This window comes from Streptococcus cristatus (assembly GCF_001578775.1).
GTDB classification, from domain to species: Bacteria; Bacillota; Bacilli; order Lactobacillales; family Streptococcaceae; genus Streptococcus; species Streptococcus cristatus_A.
Genome location: NZ_KQ969065.1, coordinates 22,873 through 48,472, shown reverse-complemented (window position 1 = coordinate 48,472; position 25,600 = coordinate 22,873). Strand labels below are relative to the sequence as shown.

24 protein-coding genes and 2 pseudogenes are annotated in these 25,600 nt (G+C 42.5%); 24 read left to right on the top strand and 2 right to left on the bottom strand.

Annotation, left to right across the window (positions count from 1 at the left end):
* The first annotated feature begins 220 nt into the window (after positions 1–220).
* From ruvB to SCRDD08_RS10115, 20 genes and pseudogenes are all read left to right on the top strand, one after another.
* Complete coding sequence (ruvB, locus tag SCRDD08_RS10195) at positions 221–1,219, top strand: Holliday junction branch migration DNA helicase RuvB (protein WP_061423566.1); 999 nt, start codon at positions 221–223, stop codon at positions 1,217–1,219.
* Entirely contained in the window at positions 1,216–1,791 is a 576-nt protein-coding gene (locus SCRDD08_RS10190; protein WP_061423565.1) for a nucleotidyltransferase family protein, read from the top strand. Before ruvB ends, SCRDD08_RS10190 begins: the two co-directional genes overlap by 4 nt.
* Positions 1,792–1,952: 161 nt before the next feature.
* Entirely contained in the window at positions 1,953–2,375 is a 423-nt protein-coding gene (locus SCRDD08_RS10185; RefSeq protein ID WP_061423564.1) for a low molecular weight protein-tyrosine-phosphatase, read from the top strand.
* 3 nt (positions 2,376–2,378) lie between these two features.
* Entirely contained in the window at positions 2,379–2,792 is a 414-nt protein-coding gene (locus SCRDD08_RS10180; protein ID WP_005591332.1) for an MORN repeat-containing protein, read from the top strand.
* Entirely contained in the window at positions 2,782–4,596 is a 1,815-nt protein-coding gene (locus SCRDD08_RS10175) for an acyltransferase family protein (protein ID WP_061423563.1), read from the top strand. Before SCRDD08_RS10180 ends, SCRDD08_RS10175 begins: the two co-directional genes overlap by 11 nt.
* 277 nt (positions 4,597–4,873) lie before the next feature.
* The gene (gene adhE, locus SCRDD08_RS10170; RefSeq protein WP_061423562.1) at positions 4,874–7,528 is read left to right on the top strand and encodes a bifunctional acetaldehyde-CoA/alcohol dehydrogenase; all 2,655 of its coding nucleotides are present in this window, start codon (positions 4,874–4,876) and stop codon (positions 7,526–7,528) included.
* A 287-nt stretch (positions 7,529–7,815) separates the two neighbouring features.
* Entirely contained in the window at positions 7,816–8,730 is a 915-nt protein-coding gene (locus SCRDD08_RS10165; protein ID WP_061423561.1) for a helix-turn-helix domain-containing protein, read from the top strand.
* A gap of 194 nt (positions 8,731–8,924) precedes the next feature.
* Positions 8,925–9,062: pseudogene (locus SCRDD08_RS11160) on the top strand (ATP-binding cassette domain-containing protein); the annotation flags it as partial.
* A gap of 55 nt (positions 9,063–9,117) precedes the next feature.
* Positions 9,118–9,327, top strand: a complete 210-nt coding sequence (locus tag SCRDD08_RS10160; RefSeq protein ID WP_015604206.1) for a hypothetical protein — start codon at positions 9,118–9,120, stop codon at positions 9,325–9,327.
* A 20-nt stretch (positions 9,328–9,347) separates the two neighbouring features.
* Complete coding sequence (locus SCRDD08_RS11690) at positions 9,348–9,497, top strand: hypothetical protein (RefSeq protein WP_167320504.1); 150 nt, start codon at positions 9,348–9,350, stop codon at positions 9,495–9,497.
* Positions 9,498–9,509: 12 nt separating this feature from the next.
* Positions 9,510–9,656 carry a hypothetical protein gene (locus tag SCRDD08_RS11685; RefSeq protein WP_015604207.1) on the top strand — a complete coding sequence of 49 codons (147 nt, stop codon included), beginning with the start codon at positions 9,510–9,512 and terminating at the stop codon, positions 9,654–9,656.
* Between the two features lie 332 nt (positions 9,657–9,988).
* Positions 9,989–10,588, top strand: a pseudogene (locus SCRDD08_RS10155) (transposase); the annotation flags it as partial.
* Positions 10,589–10,915: 327 nt separating this feature from the next.
* The gene (locus tag SCRDD08_RS10150; RefSeq protein WP_061423559.1) at positions 10,916–11,203 is read left to right on the top strand and encodes a hypothetical protein; all 288 of its coding nucleotides are present in this window, start codon (positions 10,916–10,918) and stop codon (positions 11,201–11,203) included.
* A 99-nt stretch (positions 11,204–11,302) separates the two neighbouring features.
* On the top strand, positions 11,303–12,667 hold the full coding sequence (locus SCRDD08_RS10145; protein WP_081104306.1) for an ABC transporter ATP-binding protein: 1,365 nt from the start codon (positions 11,303–11,305) through the stop codon (positions 12,665–12,667).
* 227 nt (positions 12,668–12,894) lie between these two features.
* Positions 12,895–13,893, top strand: a complete 999-nt coding sequence (locus SCRDD08_RS10140) for an acetylxylan esterase (RefSeq protein WP_061423557.1) — start codon at positions 12,895–12,897, stop codon at positions 13,891–13,893.
* A 258-nt stretch (positions 13,894–14,151) separates the two neighbouring features.
* Positions 14,152–14,865, top strand: a complete 714-nt coding sequence (locus tag SCRDD08_RS10135; RefSeq protein WP_061423556.1) for an N-acetylmannosamine-6-phosphate 2-epimerase — start codon at positions 14,152–14,154, stop codon at positions 14,863–14,865.
* Between the two features lie 175 nt (positions 14,866–15,040).
* Positions 15,041–15,736: a GNAT family N-acetyltransferase gene (locus SCRDD08_RS10130; RefSeq protein WP_061423555.1), complete on the top strand. Its 696-nt coding sequence runs from the start codon at positions 15,041–15,043 to the stop codon at positions 15,734–15,736.
* A gap of 123 nt (positions 15,737–15,859) precedes the next feature.
* The gene (gene thrC, locus SCRDD08_RS10125; protein ID WP_061423554.1) at positions 15,860–17,344 is read left to right on the top strand and encodes a threonine synthase; all 1,485 of its coding nucleotides are present in this window, start codon (positions 15,860–15,862) and stop codon (positions 17,342–17,344) included.
* Positions 17,345–17,452: 108 nt separating this feature from the next.
* Complete coding sequence (locus SCRDD08_RS10120; RefSeq protein WP_061423553.1) at positions 17,453–18,730, top strand: MATE family efflux transporter; 1,278 nt, start codon at positions 17,453–17,455, stop codon at positions 18,728–18,730.
* Positions 18,727–19,341: an HAD-IA family hydrolase gene (locus SCRDD08_RS10115; protein ID WP_061423552.1), complete on the top strand. Its 615-nt coding sequence runs from the start codon at positions 18,727–18,729 to the stop codon at positions 19,339–19,341. Before SCRDD08_RS10120 ends, SCRDD08_RS10115 begins: the two co-directional genes overlap by 4 nt.
* Positions 19,342–19,388: 47 nt before the next feature.
* Here the strand turns inward: SCRDD08_RS10115 and SCRDD08_RS10110 are convergent, their stop codons facing one another.
* On the bottom strand, positions 19,389–19,874 hold the full coding sequence (locus SCRDD08_RS10110; protein WP_061423551.1) for a YcxB family protein: 486 nt from the start codon (positions 19,872–19,874) through the stop codon (positions 19,389–19,391).
* A 92-nt stretch (positions 19,875–19,966) separates the two neighbouring features.
* A complete protein-coding gene (locus tag SCRDD08_RS10105) occupies positions 19,967–20,509 on the bottom strand; it encodes a histidine phosphatase family protein (protein WP_061423550.1) in 543 nt (180 codons plus the stop codon).
* Between the two features lie 98 nt (positions 20,510–20,607).
* Here SCRDD08_RS10105 and polA point away from each other — a divergent pair, with 98 nt between their 5' ends.
* The 4 genes from polA to SCRDD08_RS10085 all read left to right on the top strand — a co-directional run bounded on the left by polA (position 20,608) and on the right by SCRDD08_RS10085 (position 25,418).
* The gene (polA, locus tag SCRDD08_RS10100; protein ID WP_061423549.1) at positions 20,608–23,250 is read left to right on the top strand and encodes a DNA polymerase I; all 2,643 of its coding nucleotides are present in this window, start codon (positions 20,608–20,610) and stop codon (positions 23,248–23,250) included.
* A 165-nt stretch (positions 23,251–23,415) separates the two neighbouring features.
* Positions 23,416–23,853, top strand: coding sequence for a CoA-binding protein (locus SCRDD08_RS10095; RefSeq protein ID WP_061423548.1), 438 nt, complete (start codon positions 23,416–23,418; stop codon positions 23,851–23,853).
* 1 nt (position 23,854) lies between these two features.
* The gene (locus SCRDD08_RS10090) at positions 23,855–24,361 is read left to right on the top strand and encodes a kinase (protein ID WP_061423547.1); all 507 of its coding nucleotides are present in this window, start codon (positions 23,855–23,857) and stop codon (positions 24,359–24,361) included.
* Positions 24,362–24,491: 130 nt separating this feature from the next.
* Positions 24,492–25,418 (top strand): helix-turn-helix domain-containing protein, encoded by a 927-nt coding sequence (locus SCRDD08_RS10085; protein ID WP_061423546.1) that lies wholly within the window; start codon positions 24,492–24,494, stop codon positions 25,416–25,418.
* Positions 25,419–25,600 lie beyond the last annotated feature (182 nt).

Genomic DNA, 25,600 nt, shown 5'->3' with positions numbered 1-25,600 from the left:
AGTATTTTATTTTTAAAAAATATTTTTTCTTTAAGCAAATTTTAAGATAAGGACGTTATACTAATACCATCAAATGAAGACCTCCTAACTTTATTTGATAGAAATCCTAAAACTTTTTCATAATAATCTCCCATAAGAGCCACCAAATTCGGTGGCTTTTTTTGTATTCAGAAGCGGGTCGGATTGCTTCCTCTGCCCTATTTTTTGCTATAATAGTCCTATGAGTAGAATTTTAGATAATGAATTAATGGGGGATGAGGAGCTGGTAGAACGTACCCTCCGTCCTCAGTATTTACGAGAATATATTGGTCAGGATAAGGTCAAAGATCAGCTGAAGATTTTTATTGAAGCGGCTAAATTGCGGGATGAGGCGTTGGACCATACTTTGCTTTTTGGTCCTCCAGGTCTGGGAAAGACGACTATGGCCTTTGTCATCGCCAACGAACTCGGTGTGAATATCAAGCAGACTTCTGGTCCGGTCATTGAAAAGGCTGGTGATTTGGTGGCCATTCTTAATGATTTGGAACCAGGCGATGTCCTCTTTATCGATGAGATTCACCGTTTGCCTATGGCGGTAGAGGAAGTGCTGTATAGCGCCATGGAGGACTTTTACATTGACATTATGATTGGGACTGGCGAAACCAGTCGCAGCGTACATCTGGAATTGCCGCCTTTCACATTAATTGGGGCGACCACTCGGGCGGGCATGCTGTCCAATCCTCTGCGGGCTCGCTTTGGGATTACCGGTCATATGGAGTATTATGAATCTAGCGATCTGACCGAAATCGTCGAGCGGACGGCAGAGATTTTTGAGATGGATATTACCCACGAGGCTGCTCGGGAGCTGGCTCTGCGTAGCCGAGGCACGCCGCGGATTGCCAATCGTCTGCTCAAGCGGGTGCGGGACTACGCGCAAATTATGGGCAATGGCTTGATTGATGATAAGATAACCGACCAAGCTCTCTCCATGCTGGACGTGGACCGAGAAGGGCTGGACTATGTGGATCAGAAAATCCTACGAACTATGATTGAAGTTTATGGGGGTGGTCCAGTGGGGCTGGGGACCCTTTCAGTCAATATTGCTGAGGAGCGCGAAACAGTAGAGGACATGTATGAGCCTTACCTGATTCAGAAAGGCTTTGTCATGCGGACACGGACTGGGCGCGTGGTTACCCGTAAAGCTTATGAGCATCTAGGATATGAGTATATGAAGGAATGATGACCGATCAAAAGATTTTAGAGAGGCTGAGTCAGGATCAGGATATCCGAGCGATTTTGGAAATTATTCTCAGTTTGCGGCTCGAGGACTCTTGGCTGGCTGCAGGTAGTATCAGAAATTTTATCTGGAATATCTTGTCTGGCAAGTCGGGCTTTGATGCTGAAACGGATGTAGATATCATATTCTTTGATCCAACTGTGTCTTATGAGAAAACTTTGCAGCTGGAGATGGAGCTGAGAAAAGCTTTTCCCGCTTATTCTTGGGAGCTGAAAAATCAAGTCTATATGCACATTCATAGTCCCAACACCCAGCCCTATACTAGCTCGAAAGATGCCATGAGCAAGTATCCTGAGTGCTGCACAGCTATCGGTCTTCGATTGCTGGAAAATGATAAGTTAGAGCTTTTTGCTCCCTATGGCTTGGCAGATATTCGAGCATTTCAGGTGCGGCCGACACCACATTTTTTGGCGGATGCGGAGCGGAAGAAGCTTTATATGCAAAGAATCCGCAAGAAAAACTGGCAGGCTAAATGGCCACAATTAAGTTTTGAATATCTTTCTGAAGAAAAGTAAAGTTTAATCTGGTGTAAGCTAGATTGAGTGGATTACCGCCTCAATGATCTGCACTCTTATGTAAGTCGGTATAATTAGCGGTTTGTCAGAGTCCGCTTCCGCTGTCACAGAATAATCAAGAAAGCTCCACAGTTTTCTTTTTATTCTGGTATAATAGATTTATGAAGAAAATTGTATTTGTTTGTTTAGGAAATATCTGTCGCAGTCCGATGGCAGAGTTTGTTATGAAAAGTCTGACCGATGACCTACATATTGAGAGTCGTGCGACGTCCAGCTGGGAGCATGGCAACCCTATACATCAGGGGACTCAGGCTATTTTTAAGAAACATGCGATTTCTTATGACAAAGGAAAGACTTCTCAGCAGATTTCAGCGCAAGATTTTGCAGAATTTGATTATATCATCGGCATGGATGAAGCCAATATTCGAGATTTGAAGAAAATGGCACCAGTGGATTTTCAGGATAAAATCTACCAGCTTGCTGATATCGGTGTTCCGGATCCTTGGTACACAGGTGATTTCGATGAGACTTATGAGCTGATTTTGGCTGGTTGCCATAAGTGGCTAGAACGCTTAAATGGATGAAAAATGGATAAAATAAAAGAATTTTACGATAAATATAAAATCTATCTGACCCGTCAAAATCTAGAAATCCTAGCGGTGACTGTGATTGCCTTGTCAGCAATTTTAGTGTTTACCTCCAATATCCCTAGTAAGGGTGCGCTAACGCTGGATCAAGGTAAGATAAAATATGAAGGCAGTCTGGTTCACGGAAAGATGAACGGCGAAGGTACCCTGACTTTTAAAAATGGGGATAGCTATAAAGGGCATTTCAAAAATGGCACTTTTGATGGTAAGGGTACTTTTACATCGAAGGCTGGTTGGAAATACGAAGGTGAATTTGCCAACGGTCAGGCCAATGGTAAAGGAAAACTGACTACAGAAAGTAATGTCGTCTATGAAGGAACGTTCAAGCAAGGAATTTATCAAAATGCGCATTAGATGGTTTTCACTGGTTCGGATTACTGGACTGGTCTTGGTGTTACTCTATCATTACTTTCAGGGAGTTTTTCCTGGAGGTTTTATTGGAGTGGACATCTTTTTCACTTTTTCAGGATTTTTGATTACTTCATTATTGATTGATGAGTTTACAAGAAGTCGGACGATTGATATTATGGGCTTTCTGAAACGGCGCTTTTATCGTATCGTTCCTCCGCTCGTTTTTATGATTTTGGTCATCATGCCTTTTACTTTATTGATTCGTCGGGATTTTGTAGCAGGTATCGGGACGCAGATTGCAGCTGCTTTTGGCTTTGTGACTAATTTTTATGAAATGATGTCGGGCGGCAGTTATGAAAGCCAGTTTGTGCCGCATTTGCTGATTCACACTTGGAGTTTAGCACTGGAAGTGCATTACTATATCCTCTGGGGCTTGGCTGCTTGGGGAATTAGCAAGATTAGCAAGTCAGTTGCTCAGTATCGGGGGTTGATTTCTTTGACTTCAATTGCTCTGTTTCTGTTCAGTTTCTTGGCTATGTTCATCGGAGCCTTTTTCAGCAAGAATTACTCCAATATTTATTTCTCAAGTTTGACCCATGTCTTTCCTTTCTTTGCTGGGACAGTGCTAGCGACTTTCTCTGGAGTCGGAAATGTAGGCGTTCAGATGAAGAAACTGGAAGAAAAGGTCGAAATCAAGCAAGTCTTGATCGCTTTAGCTGGCAGTTTTATTCTTCTTCTTTTGCTTAGCTTTATTTTGAAATTTGACAGCTTGTGGACTTATTTATTTGGTTTCTTGATTTCAACACTTCTGGCTTGTGTCATGATAGCAGCAACCCGCATCTTGCACGATAAATTGCCAAATATTAAGGAGCCTAGTCCTCTCAACTTTATTGCAGACACTAGTTATGGAGTTTACCTCTTCCATTGGCCTTTCTATATTATTTTTACTCAGTTGATGAGCAATGGATGGGCTGTGCTTTTGACTACAATCTTGAGTTTTGGTTTTGCGGCTCTTTCCTTCTATATTTTAGAGCCGACTTTAGCTGGACGGAAGCCTCGGATTTTTGGCAAGGAGATGAATGTAACATCCATCACCAAGCCGATTTTCTACAGTTTCATTCCGCTGACTTTTATCTTACTTATTATCACCATCACAGCTCCGTCTGTGGGTGCCTTTGAGGAAAGCCTGATTGTGAATTCTTTGAATCAAGCCGATACGAAAATGCAGACAACCCGTAAGCACGCAGACCAGAAAACTGCGACAAATTATAACGTGGCAGAGGGAACGACTGTTATTGGTGATTCGGTCACCTTGCGCTCTGCTGAATGGATCCAAGAGGCTATACCTGACGCTCAAGTCGATGCAGTTGTTAGTCGTAATTTAGTGTCTGGTCTGGAATTTTTCAAGAACGATATTGCTAACCAAACACTGCTTCAAAACGTCGTCTTGGCATTGGGAACCAATCCAGTTGACAATTATGAAGAATTGCTGGATCAGTATATCGAGCTCTTGCCAAAAGGCCATCGCTTGATTTTAGTCACGCCATATGATGGCCGGACAGCCAATGATCCAAGTAGTATTCCTGTTAAGATGCGACAATACGAACTTGAACTTGCTAAGAAATACGATTTTGTATATGTAGCAGACTGGTATCAAGTAGCGATTAATAATCCGCAGATTTGGATTGGAACAGACTATGTCCATTATGGGGCAGATTCAGAGTCTATGGCAGAGGGAGGTAAACTCTACTCTAACATGATAAAAGAGGCTTTGGCTGCCGCTTCAAGTGGCAGTGTTAAGCCATAAAACTAGCTCGGTTATTTAGCCGAGCTAGTTTTATAACAAAAAAGAAAGCGCTAACACATTTTTAAAGAAAAGTATGTGAAATTTTTGAGAATAAATAGAGACTTTAGTAAAAAAGCTTGAAGTATCAGTGCTTAAAAAATAATCCATAAAAAGTTTGTGAACTTTTGTTGAAAGTGTTTACAAATTTGTAGGAATAGAGTATAATTATATTGTGAAATAATTAACAAAGGTTAAAATCTTCATTTGACCTTTTGGCAGAAACCATTGGAGGACTATAATGGCTGATAAGAAGAAAACTGTTGAACAAGAAGATAAAGTACTAGCGGCAGAAAAACATGTTGACGAGCTTGTGCAAAAAGGTCTCCTAGCTCTTGAAGAAATGAGAAAACTAAATCAAGAGCAAGTAGATTACATCGTAGCAAAAGCTTCAGTTGCAGCTCTTGATGCGCACGGGATCCTTGCTCAACACGCGGTTGAAGAAACTGGTCGTGGTGTATTTGAAGACAAGGCAACGAAAAACCTCTTTGCCTGTGAACACGTTGTCAACAACATGCGTGGTGTGAAGACTGTTGGTGTTATCGAAGATGATCCTGTTACTGGATTGACAAAGATTGCCGAGCCTGTTGGAGTTATTTGTGGTATCACTCCAACAACGAATCCAACATCAACAGCAATTTTTAAAGCATTGATTGCCTTGAAGACACGTAACCCAATCGTTTTTGCCTTCCACCCATCTGCTCAAGAATCATCTGCTCACGCAGCGCAAATTGTTCGTGACGCAGCAATAGCAGCTGGCGCACCTGAAAACTGTGTGCAATGGATTACTCAGCCATCTATGGAAGCAACAGCAGCTTTGATGAACCACGATGGTATTGCAACTATCCTTGCAACAGGTGGTAATGCCATGGTTAAGGCTGCCTACTCTTGCGGAAAACCAGCTCTTGGGGTAGGTGCCGGAAACGTACCAGCTTATATCGAAAAATCTGCTGACCTTCGCCAAGCAGCTCATGATATCGTAATGTCTAAATCATTTGACAATGGTATGGTCTGCGCATCTGAGCAAGCGGTAATCATTGACAAGGAAGTGTATGACGAATTTGTAGAAGAATTCAAGTCATACCACACTTATTTTGTAAACAAAAAAGAAAAAGCTCTTCTTGAAGAATTCTGCTTTGGCGCTAAAGCAAACAGCAAGAACTGTGCTGGTGCTAAACTGAATGCAAACATCGTTGGTAAACCAGCTGCATGGATTGCAGAACAAGCAGGCTTTAAAGTACCAGAAGGTACCAACATCTTGGCTGCAGAATGTGCGGAAGTAGGTCCAAATGAGCCATTGACTCGCGAAAAATTGTCACCAGTTATAGCTGTCTTGAAAGCTGAAGATAGAGAAGACGGTCTTAAAAAAGCTCGTCAAATGGTTGAATTTAACGGACTTGGTCACTCAGCAGCTATCCATACAAAAGACGAAGAATTGGCTAAACGCTTTGGTACTGAAATCAAAGCGATGCGGATCATCTGGAACTCTCCATCTACTTTCGGTGGTATCGGGGACGTATATAATGCCTTCATTCCATCCTTGACACTTGGATGTGGTTCATACGGACGCAACTCAGTTGGTGATAACGTGAGCGCTATTAACCTTCTAAACATCAAGAAAGTAGGGAAACGTAGAAATAATATGCAATGGTTTAAAGTTCCTTCAAAAATTTACTTCGAGCGCAACTCTATCCAATACCTTCAAACATGTGAAGATATTGAACGCGTTATGATCGTTACTGACAAATCTATCGAAAAACTTGGTTTTGTTCAACGTGTGATCGATCAATTGAACGCACGTAGCAACCGTGTAACGATCCAAGTCTTTTCAGATGTTGAACCAGATCCAGACATCACAACTGTAGAACGTGGTGCTGAAGTGATGAAAGCATTTGAACCAGATACAATCATTGCTCTTGGTGGTGGATCTCCAATGGACGCGGCCAAAGTAATGTGGCTCTTCTATGAGCAACCAGAAATCGACTTCCGTGACTTGGTTCAAAAATTCATGGATATCCGTAAACGCGCCTTCCGCTTCCCATCACTTGGTAAGAAAGCGAAATACATCGGTATCCCAACAACTTCAGGTACAGGTTCAGAAGTAACACCATTTGCTGTTATCTCTGATAAGAAAAACAACCGCAAATACCCATTGGCTGACTACTCATTGACACCAACTATTGCGATTGTTGACCCTGCTTTGGTTGAATCCGTTCCAGACTTTATCGCAGCTGATACAGGTATGGACGTCTTGACTCACGCGACTGAAGCCTATACTTCAAACTTCGCTAACGACTACACAGACGGTATTGCGCTTCAAACTATCAAGCTTGTCTTTGAATGGTTGGAAAAATCTGTTAAGACAGCTGATCCAGAAGCACGTGAGAAAATGCATAATGCGTCTACAATGGCAGGTATGGCCTTTGCAAATGCCTTCCTTGGTATGAGCCACTCAATGGCCCACAAGATCGGTGGTGTTCACCACACTGTTCACGGACGTACAAATGCAATCTTGCTTCCATACGTCATCCGTTACAATGGTACTCGTCCATCTAAGACCACTACATGGCCGAAGTACAACTACTGGAAAGCTGATGAGAAATTCCAAGACATCGCGAAAATACTTGGCTTGCCTCACTCAACTCCAGAAGAAGCAGTTGAAGCATATGCTAAAGCTGTTTATGAACTTGGTGTTGCAGTAGGTATCAAGATGAACTTCAAGGATCAAGGAATTGATGAAAAAGTTTGGAAAGACAGCTTGCATGAAATTGCTCTTCTAGCTTATGAAGACCAATGTTCACCTGCAAACCCACGCTTGCCAATGGTAGCTGACATGGAAGAAATCATGGCAGATGCCTACTATGGTTACGGAGAACGTCCAGGACGTCGTAAATAATATAGTTATCAACCACAGAGAGTGGGACAGAAATCGGTAATTCGTTAGAATTCGATTTCGTCGTCCCACCTCCGCACAGTTGAGTAGTGCTGTAAAAGCTGATGAAATCAGCGTAGTAGAGCCCATTCAACCACTGCGTCTTGCTCGACAATCCAAAGACAATTGAGAGGCTAGGACTTTTGTCCCAGACTCTTTTTTGGCGTGATTGGAGGAATTCTGATATAATAAAAACAGAAAACTTTGATAATTAAATTATTTTTTTCAAATAATAATGAAGGTTTTGGTTGATGAATGATGTTGGTAAAAGAATAGAGGAGTTACGCAAAAAGAAAGGTTTGAGCCGTCCGGCCTTTTGTGATGATGAGTCTGGTTTGTCTGTCCGCCAGTTGGCACGTATCGAAAAAGGAGAGTTTCATCCCACTCTGAAAACTCTGGAGCATATCGCAGAAAAATTGGAGATTCCAGCCTATATCCTCATGCCTGACTATCAAGAGTTGTCAGAGCGTTATAAGGAAATCAAATACTTTCTCCTCCACCATCCCGACTATGGGGATAAGGAGCTGCAAGAACAAAAAGATGAGTATTTCGATGAAATCTTTGAGGACTTTTATGACAATCTTCCAAGAGATGAGCAGATAATGGTAGATTGCTTGCAGGCCATTGATCAGGTGCGGGCAGGTCAAAATTCATTATATGGTCAAGGTGTGTTGGAGAATAATTCTGACAATTTAGTCGATATAGAGCTGTTTCAAACTAGTACATTATTGAAATTAAGACTTTATTTTCTCTGTGCATTAATGGATGGATTGAATTCGGGTTTTATAAAAGAAACTACCCAAGAAGAAATTATTCTTCTATTTAAAAAGCTATGTCTTCAAATAGAAGAAACTGAATTAGAAGATTTATATTTATTACGGGATGCTTTATTTGCAGCGTTGTGCTGTTTGGAGATTGTTGGGGAGTTCTCCTACTTTAAGATGGCAGTAGATAAGTTAAATCATATTATGAATAGGACTCGAGATTTTCAAAAGAAACCATTGATTTTAATGGTCGAGTGGAAATATTACATTCAATGTGATTTTAATGAGGCAAATCGTAAGTATCAAGAGGCGAAAATGGTGGCTCAAATATTTGGAAACGAGGAATTGATAACAAGCCTTGATAGAGAATGGCAGAAAGATATAAAAAAATATATTCAATAATTTGTGAATAGTGGCAGAAATGTCCTGATATACTAAAATTTTTGGCAAGATTTGATATTCTTGTCAATTTTTTTTATTTTGTTCGGATTTTACTATCTATTTATTAAAAAAATAGTGACATTTCTGTCATTGGTGATTTTTTGTTGCGCTGATATAATTATTCTTGTAAATAAGACATCAGGAAGGGAATGATAATGTGTGAAAAAGTTATTGACGTACAAAATATTAGTAAAAAATTTGGAAAATCTAGTGCTTTACAAGATGTGTCCTTTTCGATTAGTAAAGGTGAAATATTTGGATTTTTAGGTCCATCTGGTTCGGGAAAAACAACAATATTTGAATATTAAGTTGATTCATGGAAAAAATAGTAAATAAAGGAGTGAATTAATGAGAGGTTTTAAAAATAGTATCAGTAACAAGCTACAAGGTGTTTTTCTAACTATCATTTTGTTAGGCGGTTTAGCAATTGCTTTGGTGGAAAGAAGATTATTGATTTCGTTAATTCTTATCGTGGCTATTATGATTTTATCATTTACAAATATGATATGGCTTAGACAATTAGATCAAAATGTACATTGGGAAAATAGGTCAAAATAGAAATTTAAAGGAGTAATTTTATGGAAATGACAGACAAACATATGAATGAGATATTTTTCGAGGAAGTACCAGTAGATGAGCTTTATGGGAATGCTCGAGATTTCATTGAAGGTTTCGGTGTTGGAATTGGTATTGTAGCTGCTGCTGCAGGAATTGTAGCTTTAACTTAAAGGAGTAATTTTATGGAAATGAAAGATAAACATATGAATGAACTATTTTTTGAAGAAGTAAAAACAGACGAACTTTATGGAGATGGGTGGTTTATTGGAGGTGTTGCAGGTGGTGTTTTAGTTGGCGGAGCTATTTGGGCAGGCATAGTTTTAACTTAAAGGAGGAAGTTTATGGGAATGACATATAAACCATTTGAATAAAAATTAAGATTAGTAGTGGGTAAATCTCCTTCGGTATATTTATCCACTACAGAAATTATAGGGTCAAAAAGTTCCAGAGCCAATCAAGACTTTAGAACTTTTTCAATATACTTGGTTATCGGATATTTACGATAAAATAAAACTTTTGGCAATTATTGTCAAAAGTTTCAGATTGTAGACAAAGTCTTGAGAAAACACATTTCTCAGGGCTTTTTGTCGTTTTTAGGAGTATAATAGAGGTAAGAGGTGCAGCTGATGTTTCATAAAAACCAAGTAGATTTAGAGCGGCAAAAGCTGGAAATGTGCATGACAGCCAGCTTTTTCCGCTCCTCTTTGCCAAGCTGGAACTTTTTGAGCCCCAAACTATTGTCATGGACTCTGGTTTTAAGACGCCCAGTATTGCCAAGTTCCTGCTGGACCAGGAGCTAACGCCAGTTCTGCCTTACACCCGACCAAGGGGAGATAAGCACATGTTTCGCCCTAAAGATTTTGTTTATGATGAATACTATGACTGTTATCTCTGTCCGCAAAACCAGGTATTAAGCTACAGCACAACCAATCGTGACGGCTACCGAGAATACAAAAGCGATTCCTCTATTTGTCAAAACTGCCCTCTTTTGACTGTCTGCACCAGAGCTAAGAATCATCAGCGGGTCATCACCCGGCATGTTTGGAAGGATTATTTAGATAGATGTGAAGATATTCGTCATACCTCTGTGATGAAGGAATGGTACAAGCGGCGCAAGGAGACTATTGAGCGAGACTTTGGGACCGCCAAAGAATATCACGGTATGCGCTACACTAGACAGATTGGTAAGGCCAAAATGGAAGATCAGGTTGGTCTGACTTTTGCCTGCCTGAATCTCAAAAAACTGGTGAAAATGATTGCCTAGAGGGGCTTTTTATTTTGCCTGAATCGCAAGATCTTAGCTATATGACTAGTGTACAAGGAAAATCAGATAGAAATGATGAACAAAAAAAGACAAACCACTTCGAGAAAAGTAGTTTGTCTACGGTCTGAAGTTTTTTTATTTTGTTTGGAATTATAGCTTTGGAACGGATATAAAAGAGGACATTTCTGTCATTGGTGATTTTTTGATATGCTGATATAATTATTTTTGTAAACACCACAGCAGGAAGGAAAAAGAAATGTTTAAACTTTTTAGTTTACTAGGCTCTATCGGTGGTTGGTGGGGGTAACTGTAAAAAGTCATGGTATGTTAGAGTTCAAACGAATCAATAATGTACAGACTTATACAGGTGGCGTGCGAGATGTGCTAGTTGTGAGACAGTCCTCTAGTCCATTAATACAAGTGGAGATAAGAGTCAATGGCTATTTGTTAGACTTGATTACAGTTAAAAGAAATATTCTTAGAGTGTATACTTTGAAAAATCTCTCTCCTACTGCAAGAGTTACAGTATCAAATATCACAGGGGGACTTGATATGACCTTGAAACACAATCGTACATTTAGGGATTTTGATTTTTTTGAAAAATTAAAATAGGTTTAAGGAAGAAAAAATGAGAAACAACTATTTATACAGGTTTAACCAATAAGCGCTTTACATATTAGACATTTATATTAATGCACACAGTTTTTATAGATGAGAAAATATATGTCTGTCATTTTGAACTTTATCACATCGGTATTGCCAAATCTTATTTTAAATGGGATTGTGATTATGGGTTCTCTCTATTTTCTAGTAAATATCAGTCTGCCCTTGACATTACTATCTTTCTTACTATTTCCGTTTTTATTATTTGTCATTATTCCGATAAATCATCGGCTAGAAAGTCACTATACAAGCTATCAAGAAGGACTGGGAGACATTTCTAGTCGGATTAGTCATCGTTTCACTCATATCCGTTTGATGAAATCCTTCAATGGTGAAAAGAGTGAGGAAGAATCCATGGCTCACTCTTTTAATCAATTAAGCCATAACTTCAAAAAGATTATTGGTCTATCCTCCATTCAACAAACTTTGACAAATGGATTGACCATGACCTTTATCATTTTACTCTTGGTGGTGGCTGGTTTGGAAGTCTCAAAAGGCAATATGACCATGAGTAGCTTGATGACTTTTGTTCTTTATCTTACACAGTTGATTGACCCTATCACAGATATTTCTGAATCTATGACGGATTGGACAGAGTTTCATAGTGTTTCAAATCGTTTAATGGAGATGGTAGAGTTAGATAAAGAAGCAGGAGGAGAGACAGGGTTAGAGCTTTCTAGATCGAGTATCATCATGAAGAATGTTAATTTTTCCTATGATCAGGAAAATGTCTTAAACGATTTATCCGTCAATATTCAAGCGGGACAGCATACGGCCATTGTTGGACCAAGCGGTGCAGGGAAATCGACTATTTTTGCTCTATTGATGAAATTCTATCAAGATTATAAGGGAGATATCTTCATTGGCAATCAGAGTTTAGCAGGCTTATCTGAGGAACAATTGAGAAAGATGATTGCTTATATTCCTCAAGATAATACCTTGTTTCATGGAACGATCAGGGAAAATCTTCTCTATGGGAAAAATAAAATCGTCTCAGAAGAACGGATGAATGAAGTCTTAGAAGAATTGGGTTTGGTATCTTTGATAAGGGATTTAGACAAAGGTTTAGATCCGGAAATTTCTGATAGTGGTACTGGGTTGTCCGAGGGGCAAAAGCAACGTTTTAATATTGCGAGGGCTTTATTGCTGGAGCATCCAATATATCTATTAGATGAAGTAACAGCCAGTTTAGACAGTGTGACAGAACAAAGAATCAGTAAAGCAATTGATAAGTTGACAGCAGGTAAAACACGCATGACGATTGCACATCGTTTGCATACAGTCAAGAAAGCAGATTCGATTCTTGTTTTGGATAAAACTGGACAGATTGTGGATCAAGGAACTCATCATCAGTTGCTACTTAGAAATCAACTCTATCAAGAATTTTTATCAAATGTACAAAGAGCAGGTTGAAAGGTGTGATTCTTTGTTCACCTCGCTTTCTTTGTTTTTAATAATGTAATCTCAAAAAAGAGGTCAGGGAACTTCTCCGACCTATTTTTGAAACTAGTTTCAAAAAGAAAAAGAATCATAGCAAAAACAGAAACTAAATTCTTAATATTGTAAAGGATTGAAAAAGGGAAGGTGCTGTGCTATTATTTTTGTAAGAGCTTACAAAAATAATAGTATTGGAGGATAAGATGCGCAATCCAGATTTATTAGCAGAAGCAAAGGATTACAGAGGCAGAGATGAAGTTCCAGCGGATTTTGATGCTTTTTGGGATCGTCAGATTAGCAGTTTGAGTGGTTTGCCAGACTATCAGTTGATTGAAAAAGACTTTCAAATCGCTGGGGTGACCTGCTATGAGCTAGTTTTTGAGGGGACGAATCGGGGGCGAATCTATGCCCGTATGGTCCTTTCCAAATCGAGTAAAAAAGTTCCGATTATCTTTCATTTCCACGGTTATATGGGGCGTGGCTGGGATTGGTCCGATATGCTGGCCTATACAGTGGCTGGCTATGGTGTTGTATCTATGGATGTACGCGGCCAGTCAGGCTATTCCTTAGATGGAGGAGCGCCTGTAAGGGGCAATACGGTCAAGGGTCAGATTATCCGTGGGGCAGTGGATGGACCAGAGCGTCTCTTTTATAAGGATATCTATCTAGATATTTACAGCTTGGTTGAGATTGTGGCGAGTTTGGACTTTGTGGACGAGGAACGTTTATCCAGTTACGGTGCTTCTCAGGGCGGAGCCTTGGCTTTGGTGGCAGCGGCTCTCAATCCGCGCATTAAGCAGACAGTGGCTATCTATCCTTTCTTGTCAGACTTTCGGCGGGTGTTGGAGATTGGCAATACCAGCGAGGCCTATGATGAGCTTTTTCGTTATTTTAAGTTCCACGATCCTTTCCACGAAACGGAGGATGAGATTATCCAGACCTTGTCCTATATCGATGTGAAAAATATGGCTCACCGCATTCAAGGGAGCGTGCGGATGATAACAGGACTTGCTGACGATGTTTGTTATCCGATTACCCAGTTTGCGATTTACAACCGGCTGGAGTGTACTAAGGAGCACCATCTCATGCCAGAGTACGAGCATGAAGCCATGAATGTCTATGTCAATGATAGGGTCTTCAACTGGCTTTGTGGTTCAAAGATTGACCATCCTTCTTTGCTGGAAGCTTTTAAAGATTGGTAAAAATAGATAGTAGCAAGAAAGAAACTAAGCCTGAGATTAGCATAATCTCAGGCTTTTTATGGTAAATTATTCAAAATCTATTACAACTTTTTTGTAGAAACACTTCTAATCCTGAAAGTAGTTTCAGCTTTTAAGAAAGGAAGTCGGTTTTTAGAAACTAAAATCTAAATCTCAAAACTTATTGAAAGCGCTTTATTTTTTGTATATAATGACATTATAAAAAGAACGGAGAAAACATAGAAAAAGGAGAGATTATTTATGTCACAGATTAGCAAAGATCAATTAATTGCAAAAATCAAAGATGGCATTATCGTTTCCTGTCAAGCTCTGCCTCATGAGCCCCTCTATACAGAGGCTGGTGGAGTCATCCCTCTCTTGGTCAAGGCGGCTGAAGAGGGCGGGGCAGTTGGTATTCGAGCCAACAGCGTGCGAGACATCAAGGAGATTAAGGAAGTAACCAAGCTCCCGATTATCGGGATTATCAAACGGGACTATCCACCACAGGAGCCTTTTATCACTGCGACCATGCGGGAAGTGGATGAGCTGGCTGCCCTTGATATCGAGGTCATCGCTCTGGACTGCACCCAGCGGGAACGCTATGATGGTTTGAAGATTGAGGACTTTATCCGCCAAGTCAAGGAGAAATATCCGCAGCAACTGCTGATGGCAGACATTAGTACCTTTGAGGAAGGCGTAGCGGCTGTAGCAGCTGGCGTTGACTTTGTCGGTACGACCTTATCAGGCTACACTTCCTACAGTCCTAAGGTAGACGGACCAGATTTTGAACTGGTCAAGAAGCTCTGTGATGCGGGGGTAGATGTGATTGCTGAGGGCAAGATTCACTATCCAGATCAAGCCAAGCAAATCCATGATTTGGGTGTTCGCGGTATTGTAGTAGGCGGAGCTATTACTCGACCAAAGGAAATCACCGAGCGTTTCGTTGCGGCAGTAAAAAATAATGTAGCTTTTTAATATTTTGTTCTAAACAGTTACTTTTTAAGATTGCGCCGAATGAAAGAAAAAGTGATATAATTTACACAAGTCATGTTCCAAGTTTGGATCTGAAGCAAGGGAGATAGGAGCTACTGTCACTTACAACTTCCAATTCTTATTGTGGAAATCAGTAAAGCTATATTGTGAGGTTTTTATGCGAATCAATGAACTAGGCCAGCCTATTGGAGAGGCTCTGCCAGATTTTAAGCTGGGGGACTTGCCCGACCTGGAGCGAATAGAAGGCCGGTATGTTATTATCGAGCGGCTATCCAAAGACAAGCATGGAGCAGCTTTATACGAAGTATATGGTCCGGATTCACCCGCTGACATGTGGACCTATCTCTTTCAAAATGCTGCTCAGAGTCAGGAGGAGTGGGATAGTTTGCTAGATCGGATGCTGGCGGATCAGGATCGTTTCCACTATGCCATTGTGGATAAGGAGAGCAACAAGGCGCTGGGAACTTTCGCATTAATGAGAATTGACCGAGGCAATCGTGTGATTGAAGTAGGCGCTGTGACCTATTCACCGCAGCTGAAGCGCACCAGACTGGCTACAGAAGCCCAGTACTTACTGGCACGCTATGTCTTTGAAGAGCTGGAGTATCGCCGCTACGAATGGAAGTGCGATGCACTCAATCAGCCCTCAAGGCGTGCAGCAGAGCGGCTTGGCTTTATCTACGAAGGTAGGTTTCGTCAGGCAATCGTCTATAAGGGGCGCAACCGAGATACCGACTGGCTCTCCATGATTGACAGCGATTGGCCTGCCGTTAAGACTCGTCTGGAGAAATGGCTGAGCCCAGACAATTTCGATGAAAAGGGACAGCAAATAAAAGCCTTGTCTGAGTTTTAACATTTGATTGAGTTGAAATCATAGGGTTTCGACTCTTTTTGCTTTTTAATTTTGATGAAAATGGAGAATTTTCTGATAAATTTTGATATAATAAAGCGAACTACAGATAAAGGATGAGAGAGAATGACTTTAGTTTATCAATCAACACGCGATGAAAAGAATAAAGTAACAGCCAGCCAGGCGATTCTGCAAGGCTTGGCAGCAGACGGCGGTCTTTTTACGCCCATTACTTATCCACAGGTCGATTTGGACTTTGCCAAGCTCAAAGACGTTTCCTATCAGGAAGTAGCCAAGCTGGTTTTGTCTGCTTTTTTAGATGATTTTTCTGAAGCGGAACTGGACCACTGTATCAACCATGCCTACGACAGCAAGTTTGATGATCCTGCGATTGCTCCTTTGGTCAAGCTGGATGGTCAGTACAATCTAGAGCTTTTCCACGGAGCGACCATTGCCTTCAAGGACATGGCTTTGTCCATCCTGCCTCACTTGATGACAACCGCAGCCAAAAAGCATGGTTTGGAAAACAAAATTGTCATTTTGACAGCAACTTCTGGTGATACAGGCAAGGCGGCTATGGCAGGCTTTGCGGACGTTACGGGGACTGAGATTATCGTCTTTTATCCCAAAGACGGTGTCAGCAAGGTTCAAGAGCTGCAAATGACGACGCAGACAGGTACCAATACGCATGTTGTTGCCATTGACGGCAACTTTGACGATGCCCAGACCAATGTCAAGCACATGTTCAACGACACAGACCTACGAGCTCGTCTTCTGGAGCACAAACTTCAGTTTTCATCAGCTAATTCTATGAATATCGGCCGTTTAGTGCCACAGATTGTCTACTATGTCTATGCCTATGCTCAGTTAGTGAAAACGGGAGAAATCACAGCAGGGGATAAGGTCAACTTCACAGTTCCGACGGGGAACTTTGGTAATATCTTGGCGGCCTACTATGCTAAGCAAATCGGTCTGCCGGTTGGCAAGCTGATCTGTGCATCGAATGAAAACAATGTTCTGACAGACTTCTTCAAGACTCAGGTTTATGACAAGAAGCGGAGCTTCAAGGTGACCACTAGTCCATCCATGGATATTCTGGTTTCCTCTAACTTGGAGCGTTTGATTTTCCACCTGTCTGATAACAGTGCTGAGAAAACAGCTGCTTTGATGGCGGCTCTGAATGAGCATGGACAGTATGAACTGACGGACTTTGACGCTGAGATTTTAGAGCTCTTTGCGGCTGACTATGCGACGGAAGAAGAAACAGCAGCTGAAATCAAGCGGGTTTATCAAGCCTCTGACTACATCGAAGATCCTCATACAGCCGTTGCGTCTGCTGTCTATCAAAAATACGTGGCAGAGACCGGCGATCAGCACAAGACTGTTATCGCGTCTACCGCTAGTCCTTATAAATTCCCAGTCGTGGCCGTTGAAGCTGTGACCGGTCAAACAGGACTCAGTGATTTCGAGGCTTTGGAGCAACTGCACGAACTTTCTGGCGTAGCCCTGCCACCAGCTGTGGACGGCTTAGAAACAGCACCGGTTCGCCACAAAACCACAGTCGCTGCAGACCAAATGCAGGCAGCAGTCGAAGATTACTTGGAATTGTAAAAATGGCTTAGAAAGCCTAAAATCAGCTGGATATCTGGCTGATTTTTTCTTAGGATACCTAATGAAAGAAAGGGAAGTAGCTGATGCTTAAGAGGGAGAATTTTCTCTATGACAACTTATAAAAAAATCATGAATATCGCCTTGCCGGCTATGGCGGAGAATTTTTTGCAGATGCTCATGGGAATGGTCGACAGCTATCTGGTGGCCGGTCTAGGGCTGATTGCAATTTCTGGTGTCTCGGTGGCCGGTAACATCATTACTATTTATCAGGCAATCTTTATCGCGCTGGGGGCTGCTGTTTCCAGTCTCATCTCCAAGACTCTGGCTCAAGGAGACAAGGAGCGTTTGGCCTATCATACAGCTGAGGCTATCAAGCTGACGCTGCTTCTGAGCCTTCCATTGGGGCTGCTTTCCCTGCTCTTTGGTAGGCAGATGCTGGACCTTTTGGGAACGGAAAAAGCGGTGGCTGAAGCAGGTGGTCTTTATCTGGCTCTGGTTGGTGGAACAATTGTCCTACTAGGCTTGATGACTTCCTTTGGAGCTCTGGTGCGGGTCACGCGCAATCCTAGATTCCCCATGTATGTTAGTCTTCTGACCAATGTCCTCAATGCCCTCTTTTCCGGTCTGGGGATTTATGCCTTTCAGCTTGGTATTGTCGGTGTAGCGCTGGGGACGGTGCTGGCTCGTTTGGTCGGTGTGCTCATTCTCTGGCGGGAGCTGGATTTGTCCACAATCCGCTGGCGCTGGGGCTTAGATGGAGAGCTCTTGCGCCTGTCTTTGCCGGCTGCTGGAGAGCGGCTCATGATGCGGGCGGGCGATGTGGTGGTTATCGCCATTGTGGTTGTCTTTGGGACGGATGCAGTAGCGGGGAATGCCATCGGCGAAGTCCTGACCCAGTTTAACTACATGCCGGCTTTCGGGGTCGCGACAGCAACAGTCATGTTGGTAGCCCATGCGGTTGGGGAGGGCGATATGCAAGCGGTTGGTCTGATTCGTCAGCGGGCCTTCTGGCTGTCTTTTGCTTGCATGCTGCCCTTGGCTTTAGGTATTTTCGCACTTGGTCGACCGCTGACCTTACTCTATACGGACAATAGCGGAGCGATCACAGCCAGTCTTTCGGTCATCCTCTTCTCCCTGCTGGGAACTCCCATGGCAGCTGGAACCGTGATTTACACAGCGGTTTGGCAGGGGCTGGGCAATGCCAGACTGCCCTTTTATGCCACGACTATTGGTATGTGGCTAATTCGCATCATTTCAGGCTATTTGTTGGGTGTGACCTTTGGCTTGGGTCTGCCAGGAGTCTGGGCGGGGACGCTCTTGGACAATGGCTTCCGCTGGTTATTTTTAAAGGTTTTATTTGACAGAAAAATGAGGGAAATCACATGACAACAGCGTTTATTTGGGATTTGGACGGCACCTTGCTGGACTCCTACGATGCTATTTTGGCAGGAATTGAGGAGACCTACGCTCACTATGGTCTGGACTTTGACAGGGCGAGTATTCACAGCTATATCCTAAAACACTCTGTCCAGAAGCTCTTGGAAAAAGTAGCATCTGAGAAAGGTTTGGACGCTGCCGAGATGAATGCCTTCCGTGGAGCAAGCCTAAAGGAGAAAAATGCTCAGGTCCATCTGATGGAAGGAGCGGCGGAGATACTGGCCTGGGCTGAGGAGCAGGGCACTGCCCAGTTCGTCTATACCCACAAGGGACTCAATGCCCATCAAATCTTGCAAGACTTGGGCATTCATGACTATTTTACAGAAATCATCACAACGGCCAATGGCTTTGAGCGCAAGCCCCACCCAGAAGGTGTCGACTATCTGCTCGAGAAATATTGTCTGGACAAGCAGAAGACATACTATATCGGTGATCGGACACTGGATGTGGATGTCGCCGTCAACAGTGGCATCCAGAGCATTAACTTCTGTGACTACCGACCAGAAATCAATCAGAAAATAGAGAAGTTGGTGGATATCAAGCAATTATTTACAAGATAAAAAGCAGACCAGAACTGATCTACTGTCAGTCTAGCCTGCTTTTTCTTTTACATATGCTCAATGTGAAGTTCTAGCAAGAACTCAAGCGCCTCGGGCGTACAGTTCTTTTTTTCAATAGGGAAACCAACAATTGGTCCCAACATGATATAAAAATCTTCCTTAGTATGAAAAACTTTGACGATGTCATCATAGCTATAAAGAAACTCTCCACGTTTGCTTTTCACAGAGAATTTATCTTTCTCAAATATAAGAGTTTGCTCCATATCCTTCCAGAAAGGAGTTTTTCGATAGGCCTTCCTTATCTGAAAGTCCGTGCCAAAGTACATTACTGGGAACATAATCAAAGATGTAAATAGCACGATGAAGAAAGAAAATCGCTTCAGGTTGTCAGGTAGGAAGATAAGATATAGAGATAGAATTCCTATCAAAATGAACATATTCAGCAAGAATCTTTTCCCGCGTAAGAAAATAGACCAAGCAAATCGTTGATACACTTCCTCAGTCACAAGAGTTGGAATGGTTATTGGGAACATGCTTCACCTCCTAGTTTTTATTATTATACCATAGAAGAGAGATAAGATATAGCTGGCTCTTGCTAGGCGATACGAGGCAAGGCAAGTTTCTTTTAGAGAAGGCGAGTGATTTTTTCATCTTTGTCTAAAACCAGTACATCTGGCATGCTTAGGTTGCGCCAGAAGTTATAATCAATGCTGGAGTCAAATGCGCTCAGCAAGATGCAAATCAGATTTCCGTGGGAACTGATGATAATTTCTTCGTTTTGATGTTTGCTTTCTAGCTCATGAAGAAGAGCTAAAGCACGCTGTTGAGCTTGCTGATTGGATTCACCATCAACAAGTGAAAATGTTGGCCGCGACCAAAGTTTCATGAGAGCTTCTTCAAAATCTGGGTCGGCAATCGCTTGACTGCTCAGCTTTCGCTCTATTAGTCGTTTGTCGGTTTGAATAGCGAGTTTCAGACTTTGTGCTAAAGGCTCGACCGTTTGAATGGCTCTGCAGTAGGGACTAGAATAAATGGCGGTAATGGATTTGTCTGCTAAAAAGTCAAGCTGCGCCAAGGAAGCTTGTCCTTTATCTGATAAAGGTCGGTTGATTTCATCAGGTGTATAGATAGAATGCGCATGACGGATAAAATAGTAAGTGTTTTTCATAGGATAATTATAGCAAAATTTAAATCTCAATTCATTTTCTACCTATTTTCCACGCCGCCTTTTCTGTCTTTGTCCGCCTTTCGTGTTATAATAAACCTATGGAAAAAAAGAACAAATTATTATTAATCGACGGTTCGTCCGTTGCTTTTCGCGCTTTTTTTGCGCTTTATAATCAAATTGACCGTTTTAAGAGTCCATCGGGCCTGCATACCAATGCTATTTATGGCTTCCACCTCATGCTCAATCATCTCTTGGAGCGCGTGCAGCCGACTCATGTCCTGGTAGCTTTTGATGCTGGCAAGACGACCTTCCGGACCGAGATGTACGCAGACTATAAGGCTGGTCGGGCCAAGACACCGGATGAATTTCGTGAGCAGCTGCCCTTTATCCGAGAAATGCTGCAGCACCTAGGCATTCACTTCTATGATTTGCCTCAATACGAGGCGGATGACATCATCGGAACCTTGGACAAGATGGCTGAAAAGACAGCTGTACCTTACGATGTGACCATTGTCAGTGGCGATAAAGACTTGATTCAGCTGACGGATGAGAATACTGTGGTGGAGATTTCCAAGAAAGGTGTGGCCGAGTTTGAGGAATTTACCCCAGCCTACCTCATGGAAAAGATGGGCATCACACCAGAGCAGTTCATTGACCTCAAGGCGCTGATGGGCGATCAGTCGGACAATATTCCCGGCGTGACCAAGATCGGCGAGAAGACTGGTCTCAAGCTCCTCTTGGAGTACGGTTCTTTGGAAAATCTCTATGAAAACATCGACCAGCTCAAGGCTTCTAAGATGAAGGAAAATCTGATCAATGACAAGGATAAGGCCTTCTTATCAAAAACCCTAGCTACCATCAATACTCAGGCTCCGATTGAAATCGGACTGGATGATTTGGTTTATAAGGGTCCACAGGTAGAGGCACTGAGCAAGTTCTACGATGAGATGGGTTTCAAGCAGCTCAAGGCTCAGCTAGGAACTGGTCAGGAATCAGTAGAAGTCAAACCAATTGAATTTACCAAAGTGACTGAGGTGACAGCGGATATGCTGGCACCAGAGCAATTCTTCTATTTTGAAATCTTGGGTGACAACTACCACAAGGAAGAGATTGTCGGTCTTGCCTGGGGCGATAGCCGTCAGATTTATGTCGGCACCAGCGATTTACTACAGCAACCTCTCTTTCAGGAGTTTTTGACAAAAACAGCTCTGAAAACCTACGACCTCAAGCGGGCCAAGGTATTGCTCAGTCATTACGGCATTGAACTACCAGCAGCAGCCTTTGATGCGCGCCTAGCCAAGTATCTGCTTTCGACAGTCGAAGACAATGAGCTGGCGACTATTGCTCGGCTTTACGGCCAAACAATCCTGCCGACGGATGATGAGATTTATGGCAAGGGGGCCAAGCGCGCTCTACCCGAGCAAGAGCAGCTCTTTGAGCATCTAGCTCGTAAGGTTCAAGTACTGCTGGAAACAGAAGAGCCAATGCAAGAACAGCTCCGTTCCCACGATCAGCTGGATTTGTTGCTTGAAATGGAGCAGCCGTTGGCCTTTGTCCTAGCCAAGATGGAGATTGCGGGTATCAAGGTTGAGCGGGAAACCCTGCAGGGCATGCAGGCGGAAAATGAAAAGACGCTGGAAAGTCTGACTCAGGAGGTTTATGATCTGGCTGGTCAGGAGTTTAATATTAACTCGCCGAAACAGTTGGGAACCATTCTCTTTGAAGATATGGGGTTGCCGCTGGAGTACACCAAAAAGACCAAGACGGGCTACTCGACAGCGGTTGACGTGCTGGAGCGTCTAGCTCCCATTGCACCGATTGTGTCTAAGATTCTGGAATACCGTCAAATCAGCAAGCTCCAGTCCACTTATATCATCGGACTGCAGGAGGCGATTGCGGCTGACGGCAAGATTCACACTCGCTATGTTCAGGATTTGACCCAGACTGGCCGCCTGTCCTCGGTTGACCCGAATCTGCAGAATATCCCCGTTCGTTTGGAGCAGGGGCGCCTCATTCGCAAGGCCTTTGTGCCGGAGTGGGCAGACAGCGTGCTTCTCAGTTCGGATTATTCCCAGATTGAGCTGCGGGTGCTGGCTCATATTTCGCAGGACGAGCATTTGATTGCTGCCTTCCAGCATGGAGAAGACATTCACACGGCCACAGCTATGCGGGTCTTTGGTATTGAAAAGGCAGAGGATGTGACACCAAATGACCGTCGCAATGCCAAGGCCGTCAACTTCGGAGTGGTCTATGGCATTTCCGACTTCGGACTGGCTAATAATTTGGGCATTTCCCGTAAGGCAGCTAAAGATTATATTCAGACTTATTTTGAGCGTTTCCCAGGAATCAAAAATTACATGGAAACCATTGTTCGCGAAGCGCGTGATAAGGGCTATGTAGAGACCATTTATCATCGCCGTCGCTCCTTGCCGGACATCAATTCCCGCAACTTTAACATCCGAAATTTTGCGGAGCGCACAGCCATCAACAGCCCGATCCAAGGCTCCGCCGCAGACATTCTCAAAGTCGCTATGATTAATCTGGACCGAGCACTGACAGAGAAGAATTTCAAGTCTCGCATGCTCTTGCAGGTTCACGATGAAATCGTACTGGAAGTGCCAAATGACGAGCTAACAGCCGTCCGCCAGTTAGTCAAAGAAACCATGGAATCCGCGATTGAGCTGGCCGTTCCACTGGTAGCTGATGAAAATGCCGGCCAAACTTGGTACGAGGCGAAGTAAGATAAGATACAAAGAGCGTCAAAACCGACTGAAAATTAGGAATCCGGACGAAGGAGCGATGCTCCTAGAACGGATTGTCTTTTTCACACAGCGTTTAGCTCGGATTCAATTAAGACGCAATATTTGCAAAACTATCTAGCTTTATTATGAATGAGGAGGAAGCCTATGACTTACCATTTTCAAAATCCCAGCGACGGGATTGTCAAACATTACTTAGAAAACGGCAAAGTGATTGCCGTGGTGGGCCTGTCCGACCGGGAGGAGACCACCAGCCACCGGGTTTCTAAGGAAATGCAGGAGCGGGGCTATCGCATTATTCCAGTCAATCCGCGGGCGGTGGGCAGTCAGATTTTTGGTGAGACCGTTTATGCCAGTCTCAAAGATATTCCTTTTCCGGTGGATATTGTCGATGTATACCGCCGCAGTGAGTTTTTGCCGGATGTGGCACTTGATTTTCTGCAGTCGGATGCCAAGATTTTCTGGGCTCAGTTGGGCTTGGAGAGTGAGGAAGCTGAGCAGATTTTGCGGGCAGCCGGTCGGGATGATATTGTCATGGATCGCTGCATTAAACGCGAGCATACCCGCTTGATTCTGGGTGAATAAGATGGCCAAGTTAGTCATCATTCGTGGCAATTCCGGCTCTGGCAAGTCTAGTCTCGCTGGGAAACTGCAGACTCACTACGGCCGAGGGACTCTTTTGATTGCGCAGGACACAGTTAGACGGGACATGCTCAAGGAAAAAGTCGAGCCGGGAAATTTGTCTATTGACCTGACAGAGACATTGGCACGCTTCGGTTACGAGCATGACTTGCTGGTTCTGGTAGAAGGATTTTATGAGACAGATATTTATGGGCACATGCTAGAGCGGTTGCGGACTTTGTTTTCTTCTCAGACTCTAGCCTATTACTATGATTTGACTTTTGAAGAAACCGTCCGCCGCCATCAGACTAGAGCGAAGCAAGAAGAATTTACTCCAGCCGACATGAAGCGCTGGTGGAAAGACCGAGACTTCTTAGGCTGGGAAGAGGAATCGTTCTTTAGGAACGAAGATTCTCTAGAAGCAGCCTTTGAGCGGATCGTTCGGGATTTGCATCATACAAAAGAAGGTTGAGATTTGAGCTCAACCTTTTGTAATACCGTGAAAATTATCTTTCCTATTATTTTAGACTTTTTGCAAAGAAAAATGGTATAATAACAGTATAAGAATCAATATCTTTTCAAGTGTCAGAAAGGAGAGGGCTATGCCAAATCAGGAATTTGGGCAGCGATTGAGAGAATTGCGGAAAGCTAAAGGATTGACCAAAGAGGCACTATGTGATGATGAATCTAAGCTATCCGTTCGGCAGCTAACTCGTCTTGAAAGCGGACAGTCTCAGCCTACATTGCGAACTTTAGAATATCTATCTGAGCGTTTAGGCACTGGTCTAACGGAGCTAATAGGTCAAGAAAATATGGACGATTTGCCAGCTGAATATCAGAAACTCAAGTATCAGCTTATAAGAACGCCTATCTATGGTAGTCAGGAAGTCCTGGCTGAATTAGAGAATCAGTTGGATGTTATTTTTGATAATTACTATGATAATTTACCTAGTGAAGAACAGTTGGCTGTAGATATTTTACAATCTTATCTCTACACTTATGAGAATGACGGTAAACCATTTGGCAAAGAAATTTTTGACAGAAATGAAAAACGGTTGCGTCAGAAGAAATTTTATGATGTTAATGATTTACTGATCCTTCGTCTGTATCAAATGTATATAGATGAAAAGGAGGTGGTCTCTGGAAAGTTCGACATGGATTTGTTTGATGATCTAGCAGTTGGTTTGCTTAATTCTAAGGACCATATTCCAAGCAACTACGCATTTCTTCTGAGAGATATATTGATTATGGTTCCGACAGTTGAGATATTTCGATGTCGCTTTGCACATACTAATAAAGCATTTCAGCGCTTAAATGAAATAATGACCTCGACTCAAGATTATCAAAAAGAGCCAATTATTAAGATGTTGGAATGGAAGTATAGTTTAGTAAAGGAAAAGAACATTGATAAAGCTAGAAAACTTTACGAAGATGCCCTAACTCTTGCCAAACTATTTCAAAATGAGAATTTAACCCGCCAATTACAGCATGAGTGGGAGAAAAATTTAGAGGAATATACATATAAATAAACGGGACTTTTAAGTCCTGTTTATTTATTTTTCAAGGTGTATAATAAAATCAAATTTAAGTAATGTTTGGAAGTGAGTTAATTGTGCATGCTCTAATTGAATGGGTTAATATGATTAATTGATAAACAAACCAAGAAATGTTACAATTATATTACAAAAAAGCGATTCCAATTTTGAAATTG